General features: G+C 71.9%; 11 protein-coding genes. 4 read left to right on the top strand and 7 right to left on the bottom strand.

The features are described from left to right. Positions 1-79 precede the first annotated feature (79 nt). Positions 80-1,246, bottom strand: a complete 1,167-nt coding sequence (locus ACZ7HT_RS11450) for a flavin-containing monooxygenase (protein ID WP_471163148.1) — start codon at positions 1,244-1,246, stop codon at positions 80-82. Positions 1,247-1,406: 160 nt separating this feature from the next. On the opposite strand from ACZ7HT_RS11450, the gene ACZ7HT_RS11445 reads away from it, so the two are divergent. Both ACZ7HT_RS11445 and ACZ7HT_RS11440 read left to right on the top strand, forming a co-directional pair. Continuing rightward, positions 1,407-1,856 carry a DoxX family membrane protein gene (locus ACZ7HT_RS11445; RefSeq protein WP_471164038.1) on the top strand — a complete coding sequence of 150 codons (450 nt, stop codon included), beginning with the start codon at positions 1,407-1,409 and terminating at the stop codon, positions 1,854-1,856. Continuing rightward, entirely contained in the window at positions 1,856-2,260 is a 405-nt protein-coding gene (locus ACZ7HT_RS11440) for a Zn-ribbon domain-containing OB-fold protein (RefSeq protein ID WP_471163145.1), read from the top strand. The genes ACZ7HT_RS11445 and ACZ7HT_RS11440 overlap by 1 nt, the downstream gene beginning before the upstream one ends. Here ACZ7HT_RS11440 and ACZ7HT_RS11435 read toward each other — a convergent pair. Beyond that, a complete protein-coding gene (locus ACZ7HT_RS11435) occupies positions 2,257-4,203 on the bottom strand; it encodes a serine/threonine-protein kinase (protein ID WP_471163143.1) in 1,947 nt (648 codons plus the stop codon). The genes ACZ7HT_RS11440 and ACZ7HT_RS11435 overlap by 4 nt on opposite strands. Before the next feature lie 1,293 nt (positions 4,204-5,496). Beyond that, a complete protein-coding gene (locus tag ACZ7HT_RS11430) occupies positions 5,497-6,051 on the bottom strand; it encodes a nitroreductase family protein (protein WP_471163140.1) in 555 nt (184 codons plus the stop codon). A 112-nt stretch (positions 6,052-6,163) separates the two neighbouring features. Here ACZ7HT_RS11430 and ACZ7HT_RS11425 point away from each other — a divergent pair, with 112 nt between their 5' ends. Further along, the gene (locus tag ACZ7HT_RS11425; protein WP_471163138.1) at positions 6,164-7,474 is read left to right on the top strand and encodes a hypothetical protein; all 1,311 of its coding nucleotides are present in this window, start codon (positions 6,164-6,166) and stop codon (positions 7,472-7,474) included. A 1-nt stretch (position 7,475) separates the two neighbouring features. Here ACZ7HT_RS11425 and ACZ7HT_RS11420 read toward each other — a convergent pair whose 3' ends face one another. The 3 genes from ACZ7HT_RS11420 to ACZ7HT_RS11410 are packed head-to-tail and all read right to left on the bottom strand — an operon-like array spanning position 7,476 to position 9,201. After that, complete coding sequence (locus ACZ7HT_RS11420; protein ID WP_471163136.1) at positions 7,476-8,099, bottom strand: HAD family hydrolase; 624 nt, start codon at positions 8,097-8,099, stop codon at positions 7,476-7,478. After that, positions 8,096-8,341, bottom strand: a complete 246-nt coding sequence (locus tag ACZ7HT_RS11415) for a DUF397 domain-containing protein (protein ID WP_471163134.1) — start codon at positions 8,339-8,341, stop codon at positions 8,096-8,098. Before ACZ7HT_RS11415 ends, ACZ7HT_RS11420 begins: the two co-directional genes overlap by 4 nt. Further along, positions 8,338-9,201 (bottom strand): helix-turn-helix domain-containing protein, encoded by an 864-nt coding sequence (locus ACZ7HT_RS11410; RefSeq protein ID WP_471163131.1) that lies wholly within the window; start codon positions 9,199-9,201, stop codon positions 8,338-8,340. Before ACZ7HT_RS11410 ends, ACZ7HT_RS11415 begins: the two co-directional genes overlap by 4 nt. 91 nt (positions 9,202-9,292) lie before the next feature. Here ACZ7HT_RS11410 and ACZ7HT_RS11405 point away from each other — a divergent pair, with 91 nt between their 5' ends. Then, positions 9,293-9,703 (top strand): ATP-binding protein, encoded by a 411-nt coding sequence (locus ACZ7HT_RS11405; protein ID WP_471163128.1) that lies wholly within the window; start codon positions 9,293-9,295, stop codon positions 9,701-9,703. 4 nt (positions 9,704-9,707) lie between these two features. Here the strand turns inward: ACZ7HT_RS11405 and ACZ7HT_RS11400 are convergent, their stop codons facing one another. Continuing rightward, positions 9,708-11,939 (bottom strand): FG-GAP repeat domain-containing protein, encoded by a 2,232-nt coding sequence (locus ACZ7HT_RS11400; RefSeq protein ID WP_471163126.1) that lies wholly within the window; start codon positions 11,937-11,939, stop codon positions 9,708-9,710. Between the last annotated feature and the right edge of the window lie 134 nt (positions 11,940-12,073).

Below are 12,073 nucleotides of genomic sequence, written 5' to 3'. Positions count from 1 at the left end.
ATCCCGTTCCCGTCGGGATCAGCCGGTGCCCCGTCCCCTCCCCGTGGGGCCGGGGCACCGTCATGTCGGTTTCCGGACGTCAGCTCCCGACCGCCGCGCCGCGTTTCCGCGCGATCCGGCGGGCGATCCGTTCGGCGTCCATCGCGAGCTCGCGGAACATCCCGCTGATCGGGTTCGTGAACCCCGTGAAGTACAGCCCGGGCGCCTCGCGCGGGCTCCGCGCCCCGTGCGTCACCGGCAGCCCGCGCCCGTCGAGTACGTCCAGGTGCCCGACGAGCGGTTCCAGGGCGCGCCGGTAGCCGGTCGCCGCGATCACCGCGTCCGGGGCGATCCGGCTGCCGTCCGCGAGGACCACCTCGCCGTCCTCGAAGGCCTCCACGGCGGCGACGACCTCGACCTTCCCGGCGCGTACGGCGTCGACGAGGCCGACGTCCTGCACCGGGATCGCGCCCTCCCGCTGCCGGGTGGCGAGGCCCTTGTCCGGCCGGGGCAGTCCGTGCGCCGAGAGGTCCGGCGCGGCGAACCGGGCGAGCAGGCCGCTCATCCCGTCGACCAGGGCCACCGGCAGCCGCCGCACCAGGATGCCGGAGCGCTGGGCGGGCCAGCCGAGGGTCGTACGGCGCACGATGTGCGGGACGGTCCGCACCGCGAGCCGCACCCGGGCGGCGCCGCCCTCGGCGAGGTCGGCGGCTATCTCGGCGCCGGTGTTGCCGACGCCGACGACGAGGACGTCCTTCCCGGCGTACGGCCCGGGGTTGCGGTACGCGCACGCGTGGACCAGCCGTTCGCCGTACTCGTGCAGGCCGGGCCACTCGGGCAGGTGCGGGGTGTGGTTGTAGCCGGTGGCCATCACGACCGCGCGCCCGGTGAGCAGGCGCCCGCCGGTGGCGTGCAGGACCCAGTCCGCGCCGGAGCGCTCGATCCGGTGGACCTCGACCCCGGTGACGACCTCCAGCTCGTGCTTCTCGGCGTACGTCTCCAGGTAGCGGACGACGTCGGCGCGGGCGACCCAGCGGCCGAAGGAGCGGGGCATCTTCAGGCCGGGGAGCGCGGAGAGCCGCCGGGTGGTGTGCAGCCGCAGCCGGTCGTAGTGCGTGCGCCAGGAGGCGCCGACGGCGTCGGACTTCTCCAGGACGACGGCCCGGACGCCCCGCGCGCGCAGGGCGGCGGCGACGGCGAGCCCGCCGGGGCCGCCGCCGATGACGTACACGGGGTGGAGAGGAGGTGCAGGGGGGGTGGTGACCATGAAAACCGAGCGTAATGACGTGTACACGCAGTGGGTCTCGGTCAAGAGGGATTTCGGTTGCGAAACGGTCACGTGCGCCGGGGCCTTGCGGCGGGGCCCCGGTCTGCGCTGAACTGACGTACCGTCAGATCCCTTCGTCGAGAGGACGCGCATGCAGACCCTGCGGACCGTCTGGCTCACCGGCGCCGAATGGCTCGCCGTCCTCCGCATGGGCCTCGGCCTGTGGTGGCTGGAGAGCTGGCGCCACAAGGACAAGAAGGGCTGGTTCGAGCGCGGCACCGGCATCGCCTGGGCGGCGGACGTGGCCGGCAAGCACAGGTGGGCGGCCGTGAAGAGCGGCTTCGACACCGTCGTCGCCCCGCGCCCCAAGCTCATGGCGTACGTCGTCGTCTACGCCGAACTCGCCCTCGGCCTCGGCCTGATCACCGGCTTCCTCACCCCGGTCGCCCTGGTCGGCGGCCTCCTCCTCAACCTCCTCTACCTCGTCCTGATGATCCACGACTGGGCCGAGCAGGGGCAGAACGCGATGATGGCGCTCGTCTCGCTCGTCGCGCTCTTCGCCGTCTCCTGGCAGACCTGGTCCCTCGACCATGCGATCGGACTCTTCTGATGACCGCGACGCCCTCGGCCGACCGCCCGGACATCGACGCCTTCACCCGCCCCTACTGGGACGCCGCCGCCGAAGGGCACCTGCTCCTCCGCCACTGCGCCGCCTGCGACCGTGCCCACCACTACCCGCGCGAGTTCTGCCCGTACTGCTGGAGCGAGGACGTCCGCTGGGAGCGGGCGAGCGGCCGCGCGACCCTCTACACCTGGTCGGTCGTCCACCGGAACGACCTCCCGCCCTTCGGTGACCGCGTCCCGTACGTCGCCGCCGTCGTCGACCTCGCCGAGGGCCCGCGCATGATGACGGAGATCGTGGGCGTGGCCGAGGAGGACCTCAGGATCGGGATGGACGTACGGGTCGGGTTCCGGAGGGACGGGGACGTGACCGTCCCCGTCTTCGGGCCCTAGGAGACGGGCGAGACGTTTCGCCAGAGCTGGTTGGAGCTGCCCGCGTTGCAGTCCTGCGTCATGATGAACGGCGGTCCTGCGACCATGCACTGGCCGGTGTTCATGTTCTTGAAGGTGGAGCCGGAGGACGTCTTGGATCCGATCTTCCACGATTGGACACTGGATCCATTGCACGTGGCCGCCGTGTAGCCCACGGTCCCGCCCGGCTGGAGGCAGTGGCCGGTCTTCTTGTTGACCAGCCGGAAGGTGCCGTTGGCGCCGGGCTTGTACGTCCAGGCGTACGAGATCGTTCCGCCGCTGCCGGGCGCGGAGCCGCAGTCGGCGGTGTTCGCGAAGACCCCGTACCCCGGGTTGGATTCGGCCAGGCACTGACCGTTCGAGACGCTCTCGATGGAGTACGTCCCCGACGGCGAGGAACTGCCGGAGGTCGGCCGGGGCGCGGGCTGGGTGGTGGCGGGCGGGGGCTGTGGTGCGGGCTGCTGGGTCGCCGAACCGCCGGAGGACGAGGAGGTGCTCGACCCGGATCCCGACCCGGATCCCGAGCCGCCGGAGGACGTGGTGGTGCTCGACCCGCCCCCCGTCACGGACCCGCCGCCGCTGGAGCCACCGACGGCAGCCCCGTCGCCGGAACCGCCCCCACCGCCGGACGTGGAAGCGGGCGGCGGGGCCGCCGACCCGGCCGGCGCCTTGCCGGAGGGCTTCCCCGACGGCTTGGCGGACGGCTTGGCGGAAGGATTCCCCGTCCCGTTCGACGGCGGTACGGAAGCGGGCTGCGAGGCCACCGAGGACGGCGACGCCTCCGGAGCCGCGCCCAGCTTGCCGATCTCGTACGGGCCGAGGGCGACGGTCAGCGTGGTGCCGGTCGCGACGACGACGGGCACGGCGAACATGACGAACCGGTTCCGCCGCCACCGAGGCGTGTCGGAGGCGGCCTTGCCGGTGACGGCCAGGGGATCGGGCGAGGCGGTCGCGGGCTCCGGCCGGGCCTGCGGGGTCAGCGAGGCCGTGGCCACGTCCTGCGTCGGATCGGTCCGCTCCAGCTCCGCGAGCTGCTCGGCGGTCGGAGCACCGGCGGCGAAGGCCGCCCGCTCGGCGATCCGCTCGGCGACGGCCGCCGGCCAGACGGCGCCCGCCGCGCCCTCCTCGGCGAGGGCGACCAGCTCTTCGGCGGTGGGCCGGTCCGCCGGATCCTTCGCGAGACACTTCCGTACGAGCTCCGCGAGGGCGGGGTCGTCCTCCGTGAGCCGCCCGAAGTCGGGCTCGCCGTGGACGACGCGGTAGAGGAGGTCGGGCCCGGAACCGTCGCCGAACGGGGGCCGCCCGTTCGCGGCGTACAGCAGAAGGCTGCCGAGCGCGAACACATCGGCGGCACCGGTCAGCTGCCGGTCGGCGACGGCCTGCTCGGGAGCCATGTAGGCGGGGGTGCCGATGACCATGCCGGTCTTGGTCAGCCGGCTCTGGTCGGCCGCACGGGCCACGCCGAAGTCGATGAGCGAGAGGCCGCCGCCGGTCAGCATCACGTTGGACGGCTTGAGGTCGCGGTGCACCATGTCCGCGCCGTGCACCACGCGCAGCCCGGCCGCCGCCTCCCGCAGGAGCCGCCACAGGGCGCCGCCGGACAGCGGGCCGCCGTTGAGCCGGATGGCCTCGTTGAGGGTGATGCCGGGGATGAACTCGGTCGCGAACCACGGCGGCTTCGCCGTGCGGTCGCTCGCGAGGAGCTTGGTGTTGGCCCCGCCGGGAAGCCGGGCCAGGTTGTCGAGCTCGTGGCCGAAGTGGCTGAGGAAGTCGACGTCCTCGGCGAGCACGGGCAGGACCCGCTTCACCGCCGCGAACTTCCCGGGCACGGCGCCGAGATAGACCCGGCCCATCCCGCCGGACCCGAGCACGCCGAGCAGCCTGAACGCCCCGATCTGCCGTGGGTCGCCCGTTTCGAGCGGCATCGCCCCACTGCCGCGCAAACTGTCCTGGCCGGACTGGTCTTCCGATTCCCCCTGCATGGGCCACACAGTAGCCGAGGGGGTTTGCAACCTGAATGGAGCTCAAGTTCTTGTTGTGTAACTGTGGTTGGGGGAGTCGGGGTGGCTACTGATCCCGCTTCATCGGGAGGGCGACCGCCTTCTTCCACGCGGTCAGCTGGGCGTCGTCGACGGGCTTCATCTAGCCCTGGAACATCAGCACATGGCCGTCCTTCACTGACCCGGAGCCCCCTCCGGCCTGGATCGCGAAGACGTAGGTCTCGCGCTCGGGGTCATCCGGCTTCGTGGGCTTCTGGTGTGGCCGCCCTCTTTCCGAGTGTGGCGTCCTCCACCGCCGCGTCAAGGGCGCCTGCGGCGTCGCTGCGCGATGGGCTGCGCCCACCCTTGACCCGGCGGCGGAGGCCGCCTTTTCACACTCGGAGGGCGGCCGGGGGGACGGGTCCACGCGGGGCGCCGAGACCTCTTCCCGCCGTAGGCGGGTGGCAGCCCGGCGGGTGGGGCGAGGCCGGGCATCGGCTGGGCGGGTGCCGGCTGCGCGGCAGGGTGGGTGGGGGCTCGGTTTGTGGTGACGGGTGGGTGGGGCCAGTCCGGTCTCGTCGGGGTGCGCGGCAGTTGAATGGGGCAGCTGGGCGGCGCTTGGCGGGTGTCGGTCGTCTTCCGGCTGGGATTCAGGCCCCGCTGGTCGCTCCCGGTGGTGGGTTTCCCGCAGTAACTCGAAGTGGATGGGTGATGTGCCCCTTTTGGGGCCTCGGTTGGGGGCTGTTACCGGGAGTAGCGCGCAGTTATTCGCACCCCGCCACCCACCGGCAGTGACCAGCGGGGCATGAAGCCCCACCAACGGACCACGGACAGCCGCTAAGCCCTGCCGGGCCGCCCCATTCAACGACAGCGCACCCCGATGAGACCGGACTGGTCCCACCCACATTCACTACGAACCCAGCCCCCACCCACCCAGCCGCGCAGCCGATACCCGGCCCGCCGATGCCCGGCCTCGCCCCCACCCTCCGGGGGTGCTCCCCGCCTACGGCGGGAAGCACCCCCGGACTGGCGGCGTGGACCCCCACCCCCGGACCGCCCTCCGAGAGGTCTTTCGCTCCTGGAGGTGGTGGGTCAAGGGTGGAGCGCAGCGGAATCGGCGAAGCCGACGCCGGAGGCGCCCTTGACGCGCCGCCGGAAGGAGCGACTCTCGGAAAGAGGGCGGTCCCACCAGAAGCCCACCAACCGCGCCCGCCCCGAGAGCCAAAGCGACGGCTCCCCTCACAGGGTCCAGGGCGCGGACAGCAGGTCCGCGATGCTTCGACGCTCCCGGCCCTCCGGCGGGGCCCCGGCCGCCTTCCCCAGCGCGATCATCGACACGAGGGACCAACCCGGGTTCGGGTCCAGTTCCTTCGTCAGGCCCTCCATGTCGAAGGCCCGGAACTGGTGCGACGCCAGCCCCATCGCCTCCGCCTGCACCGTCATGTGGGCTATCGCCTGGCCGAGGTCGTAGTCCGCGAACTCCGAGTACTGCAGCTCCGTGTCCTCCACGTACCGCCGCGTCAGCGTCACGACCAGCAGCCCCGCGTCCGCCGCCCACCGCGCCGAGCTCGGCGCGAGGTGCCGTAGGAGCCGCTCATGGTCCGGCTCGCCCGGCCGGCTCGCGAAGAACCCCCACGGCTGGGAGTTCCCGGCGGACGGCGCCCACCGCGCGGCCTCCAGGAGCAGCCCAAGCGACCGGTCGTCGACGACGGCCGAGGGGTCGAACCGGTACGGGCTGAAACGTCCCGCCAGCAGAGGATGGATACCGCCGGACGGTTCCTGATCACGTCGCATGTCCGCCCCAACCGGCCACCGCGCAGGCCTATTCCAGTACAACCCTTCGGACCCGTCGAAGGTCAAGGGCATGAACAGCAGAAGCAGACCCAAAGAATTCCTGGGGGGATTCGTGGCACGTATGCGTGTGGCCCTGACGATCGCGACGGCTCTGGCCGTCGCCGTAGCACCTGCGGCACTGGGAGGGACGGCGGTTGCCGCGTCGACCCCGGTCGCAGGGGCGACGGCCTCGACCGCCTCGACCGCCTCGACCGCCTCGACGGGCACGGTCTTCCAGGAGGGCGGCCCGTTGGTGGTGCCTTCGGGCGAGGAGGGGCCGGTGACCACGCGGGTCACGGTCCGGCTCTCGCACTACACGGGCGGCAGGATGAAGGCGCGGCTGCTCCTGCCGACGCGACCGTACGAGCCCGGCAACGAAAACCCTTCGTACTTCGCCGTCACCTCCACCTGCGCCGTCAACGGCAGCGCCTTCCAGCCCTGCTCCTGGGACAGCCCCCACAACGTGGCCGTGCTCCCGGACGTCGACACCCGGGCCGGGTACGACACGGTCCTGACGTACGACATCCGCGTCGACGCCCACAGCCTTGCCGAGTACCTCGGGAAGGTCACGGCCACCCTCGAAGTGACCGACGAGGCCGGGGCCGTCACCGACCGCGGCCCCGTCGCCTTCCAGTTCGTCGCGGGCACCCCTGAGGCGAACCTGCGGACGACGGTCCTCGCCCGCGACAAGTCCGGCGTGCTCTGGCAGTACGAGTCCTCAGGGCACTTCGACAAGCCCCTCAAGGCCCGCACGCGCATCGGCGGCGGCTGGAACGCCTACACCGCGATCGTGCCCGTCACCTTCCGTACGGCGGCGGGTCAGGGCGACCTCATGGCCCGGGACAAGGACGGCGTCCTCTGGTACTACGAGGGCTCGGGCAACACGGCCGCCCCGTTCAAGCCGCGCGCGCGGGTGGGCGGCGGCTGGAACCAGTACACCGCGTTCACCGGCTACGGCACCGGCCTGCTGGCGCGGGACAAGGCCGGCAAGCTCTGGCGCTACTCGTTCACCGGCGCCGACGACCCGAGGTACGTCCTCGAAGGCCGCACGGACATGGGCGGCGGCTGGAACATCTACACCGCCATAGCGGGGCAGGCGCAGGGCTACAACCCGGTGGCCCGCGACAAGGACGGCGTCCTCTGGGCGTACGACACGCGCTTCCCGGGCTTCTACCCGCGCGTCCGCGTGGGCGGCGGCTGGAACGCCTACAACTCCCTCGCATGGACCGGAAGACTGACCAGCTCGGGCGGCAACTTCATCGCCCGTGACACGTCCGGCAAGCTCTGGGCGTACGACAGCGTCTACCGCGACTCCAACCTCATCCCCGGCTCGACCCGCAAGCAGATCGGCTACGGCTGGGACATCTACGACACGATCCTCTGACCTAGCCCAGCGCCGCCACGATGTGCGGCGCCGCCTCCGCGAGGGTCGGGAAGTGGCGGTGGGCGTCCGGGTGCGGCGCCGGGGTGTTGACGGTCCAGACCGTCATCCCGGCGTCGAGCCCCGACCGGACCCCCGACGGCGCGTCCTCGATCACCAGGCACTCCGCCGGGTCCGCGCCCAGCTTCCCGGCGGCCGTGAGGTACGGGACGGGCGACGGCTTCCCCTCGGCGACCGAGGCCGCGTCGACGATGAGCCCCGGGAAACGGAGCCCGGTCCGCTCGAACCGTCCCCGCACCCGGTGCTCGTAGTTCGACGTCACGAGCGCCCACCGGTCGGCGGGGAGGCCGGCGAGCAGGTCCGCCGCCCCCTCGAAGGCCGCGTACGAGCCCTTGCTGACGTCCTCGTCCTCCAGCGCGTGCAGGAGGGCGAGGCACTCGTCGGGGTCCTCGCCCGGCACGACGGCCGCGAAGGTCTCCACGGGCCGCGTCCGCAGCGCGACCGCGTACACCTCGGCGCCGTCGAGCCCGTACCGCGCGGCCCACGCGTGCCAGACGCGCCGCTGGTTCTCGACGGCGTCCATGAGGGTGCCGTCGACGTCGAAGAGAACGAACTTGATGGAGGTCACGCCCCGGATGCTACGTCCAGGAAGGCGGCCCAGGAGGCGGGGGAGACGGCGAGCTGGGGGCCGTGGGGGTTCTTGGAGTCGCGGATGTGGATGAGGGCGGGGTGGGCGGCTACTTCGACGCAGTTGCCGCCTTCGGAGCTGCTGTAGCTGGACTTGCGCCAGTCGTAGGCGACTTCGATGCAGTTGCCGCCTTCGGAGTCGCTGTAGCTGCTCTTGAACCAGGCGAGTTCCGTGGTGTTCATCGTTCTCCCAGCAGTTTTTCGATCCAGGCCAGGGACTCCTGAGGCGGGAGTGCCCGCGCCCGGATGATCCCATAGCGCTCGGCGTACAGTCGCGCCTGTTCTGGCGCGGTGATCAGCCGGGCGTGCCCGTAGATCTCGGTGTACGCGACTTCCCGCCGCCCCGGCGGAGTGAGCAGCGTGAACGCGCCGCCCAGGTAGGGGTGTTCCGTTCCGTCCTGCGGCATGATCTGGAGCTCGATCGTGCGCCGCCGGGCCACGTCAAGCACGCGTCGCAGCTGCTCGCGGTGGACCTCCGGTCCGCCGAACGGGCGCAGCAGGACGGCTGCTTCCAGGACGAAGCTGATCGTCGGCGACGGCCACTTGTCGAGGATCACCTGGCGGGAGATCCGGTCAGCCACACGCTTCTCGATCGTCGCCTCGTCCAGCATGGGGCGGCGGTTCTCGAAGAGATACCGCGCGTACGCCTCGGTCTGCAGAATGCCCGGCACGGCCTGCACCTCGTAGTAGTGGAGCGCCACCGCCTTCGCCTCCGCGTCCGCGAAGTCCTGGAACCAGTCCGGATGTCGGGTCCGCGCCCTCGACAGCGCCTCCCGCGCGTCGTCCGCCGCAGCCGCGAGGACCCCGCCCGCCCCGAGGATCGGGTCGAGCTGGACCAGGAAGTCCGGCTGGGGGACTCGTACCCCTCGCTCGATCGCGGAGATCAGGTCCTCGCTGCAATGCGCGATCTCCGCCAGCTCCGCCTGGCTCAGGCCCGCGTTCCTCCGCAGCGCCTTGATCTGTTTGCCCAGCGCCCGGAAAAGGTGCGCCGTACCGTCCACCTCGGAGGGCCGTTCCGGCCGCTCCTCCTCGTTCCCCGACATCCGTACCGCCCTCGTGGCGCACTCGTACAGTTACTCAGCGTCGTGGCGTCGCTGCTGGTCAGCGTACGGCCGGAGGGTCAGGCTCGGGGGCATGAAATCCGAAACCGCCACTCCAACCGGTGAGTTCACGCTCCGGCTCTCGGCAACGCGCCGGGGCGCACGCCTGGCGCGGTTACTGGCCGTGCAGGAGCTCCACGACTGGGGCCTGACGGGTCCCGGCGCCGATGCCGTCGAGCTGGTCGTCGCCGAGCTCGCCAACAACGCCGTCCAGCACGGCCGGGTGCCGGGGCGGGACTTCGAGGTGCGGATGGAGCGGGGGGACGACCACGTACGGGTCGAGCTGTCCGACGCGCGAGGCGAGCGGCGGCCCGTACCGGCCCGGGAACCGGACGAGGGCGGCTACGGGCTGCTGCTCGTCGCCGCCCTCGCCACGGCGTGGGGCGTGAAGGACCGGCCGGTCGGCAAGACGGTCTGGGCGACCGTGCCGCTGACGGGCCGGTGACCGGTCAGAACAGGGTCGTGTACCAGCCGGGGGCGGGCAGGATCGTGGTGGCTCCGGCGCGCGGGGCGAAGGGGGCCTTCCAGTCGCCGGTGCCCTTGTAGAGGGCGAGGGTGCTGTCGAGGTGGCCCTTGAGCCCGTTGGCCAGGAGGTCGGGGCGGCCGTCGCGGTCGACGTCGCCGACGGCGACGATCTCGTTGTACGCGTTCCAGCCGCCGCCGATCCGGGTGCGGGCGGCGAAGGTGCCGTCGCCCTTGCCGAGGTAGAGCCAGAGGACGCCGTCCTTGTCTCGGGCGACGAGGTCGCCGGTGGGGTTGCCGCCGATGTTCCCGGTGGCGACGAGCTTGTTGTAGATGCCCCAACCGTGACCGGTCTTCCTGCGGGGTGCGAAGGGCGCGGTGGAGTTTCCGGTGCCCTTGTAGAACCAGAGGTCGCCGGCCTTGTCGGCGGCGACCAGGTCGGGACGGCCGTCGCCGTCGAGGTCGCCGCTGCCGGTGATGTCGGTGTACGTGTTCCAGCCGCCGCCGACGCGGACGGGCGGCGCGAAGGGGGAGGCGGCGTTGCCGGTGCCCGGGTGGATCCAGAGCGTGCCGGTCTTGTCCCGGGTGACGAGGTCGGAGAACCGGGGGCCGCTGACGTTTCCGGGGGCGAGGACCCGGTCGTAGGCGGCCCAGCCGGCTCCGGCGTTCGTCGCGGTCGGCACGCCCGTGTAGGCGAATTCGAGCGCCTTGCGGCCGTCGAACATGTACAGGTTGTCGTTTCCGCGGACGAGGAGGTCGGGTGAGCCGCTGTCCGAGAAGTTGTGCGGGGCCTGCCCGCTGTCGACCTTGAGCGTGCCGGTCCGCTCGACGGACGGGCCGATGCCGTTGCGGGGCGCCGCCGTCATCCGCCAGGTGTAGTCGCCGTTGTAGGCGGTGGAGAAGTCGTCGAACAGGCCGTTCCACGTCACGGTGACACGCCCGGTGGGGTCCACGTTCTCCGTGTACGTCTTCCGCTTCCCGGAGGCGGTGTGGATCAGCTCGATGTGGGCCGACACAGGGAGCGAGCCGGAGAAGCGCCACATCAGTTTCACGTCGCCGCGTGCCGTCCGGAAGTCGGCGGTGGCGGGTACCGACTGCTCCACGACCTGGAGGACGATGGGCAGCCCCATGCTCGCCACGAGGGTGGCGGTCGGCGTGCCGTCGGGGCCGGGTGCGATCCGGTAGATGCCCTCGCCGTGTTCGACCGTGCCGCCCTGGACGAGGAGCTCGGTGTCGGACTGGCTGCGGATGGTGTTCAGGCTGTCGAGGACCTTGACGGTCTGTCCGGTCGTCAGCGAGCGGAGTGACAGCCCGTAGAGGGGGTTGGGGGCTGAGGTCGTGTGGGTCTCCCCGTACGCCAGCCAGTCGCCCATCAGCTCGGCTTGGACCCCGTCCCCGTTGCCGATGGGGATGCGCGTGGTGTCGGGCTCGTTCCTCCGGGCCACCTCCAGGGCCACCGCCCCGCTGACGGCCGTGCCTTCGACCCAGGCGAGGTGCGTGGCGGAGAGGGTGACGTCGCTGTCGTAGTAGGCCCGTGTCGCGCCGCGTTCCTCCACCACCGTGGCGGTGGCCACGTCCACGACGGCCGTGTGCCACTCGGCCGCGTTGTCCACGACCTCGTAGTACAGGAGGGACAGGGTGTCGGGCGAGTCCACCTGGCTGGTGAGGGAGCGGGCGACCGCGTCCGCGGGCAGCCCGGATATCGTCCGGTCGACGATCGTGCCGTCCGGCTTGCCGACGAGGTGGATGTCCCGGCCCTCGCCGCCGTCGGCCCTGGGGACGCTGACGACGAGGGTGCTGCCGACGAGGTCCATGAGGGTGGCGCCGGTGCCGAGGTAGCCGATGTCGATGGTCACGGGGGAGGAGGCCCCGGACATGTCGTACACGGTGTGGGTGGTTCCGGCGGAGGCCACGACGGTGTCCGCGCGGACCGTGCCCTTGGAGCCTGCGGGCAGCGCGGTCGTGACGCCGTCCGCGTACCGGGTCCAGGAGGAGCTGCCGTCGCTGCGGCGGGTGAGGAATCCCGACGGGCCGTTGCCGACGAGCCGGGAGTCCTGCGGCAGGGTGAGCACGGGGGCGGCCTGCTGATCCGCTGCGGCGGCCGTCGTGGCGTTCGACGGGGCCGCGACGGCGGGGACGGTCAGTCCGGCCGTGGTGACGGCGAGAACGGCCGTCACGGCTGCGCAGAGCCGGACGCGGGCGGTGCGTGTGGACGTCAAGGGTGGTCCTCCCCCGAGAGGTGGGGGGGGGGGGGGGGGGGGGCCCCCACCCCGGAAGCCCCCGGGGGGAGGAGAGGGGGGGGCGAACGAGCAGAAGAACCGGCAACGCGCTTTACACCGACAGACCCCCCGGA

The organism is Streptomyces sp. NPDC037410 (assembly GCF_055602235.1).
Note: the sequence above shows the minus strand (reverse complement) of the source record. Positions and strands in the feature narration are given on the sequence as shown.

Bases quoted from the DNA above. Each gene is read 5' to 3' on its own strand.
- ACZ7HT_RS11450 (WP_471163148.1), bottom strand. From the start codon at position 1,246: ATGGTCACCACCCCCCCTGCACCTCCTCTCCACCCCGTGTACGTCATC.
- ACZ7HT_RS11440 (WP_471163145.1), top strand. From the start codon at position 1,856: ATGACCGCGACGCCCTCGGCCGACCGCCCGGACATCGACGCCTTCACC.
- ACZ7HT_RS11435 (WP_471163143.1), bottom strand. From the start codon at position 4,203: ATGCCGCTCGAAACGGGCGACCCACGGCAGATCGGGGCGTTCAGGCTG.
- ACZ7HT_RS11430 (WP_471163140.1), bottom strand. From the start codon at position 6,051: ATGCGACGTGATCAGGAACCGTCCGGCGGTATCCATCCTCTGCTGGCG.
- ACZ7HT_RS11415 (WP_471163134.1), bottom strand. From the start codon at position 8,341: ATGAACACCACGGAACTCGCCTGGTTCAAGAGCAGCTACAGCGACTCC.
- ACZ7HT_RS11410 (WP_471163131.1), bottom strand. From the start codon at position 9,201: ATGTCGGGGAACGAGGAGGAGCGGCCGGAACGGCCCTCCGAGGTGGAC.
- ACZ7HT_RS11405 (WP_471163128.1), top strand. From the start codon at position 9,293: ATGAAATCCGAAACCGCCACTCCAACCGGTGAGTTCACGCTCCGGCTC.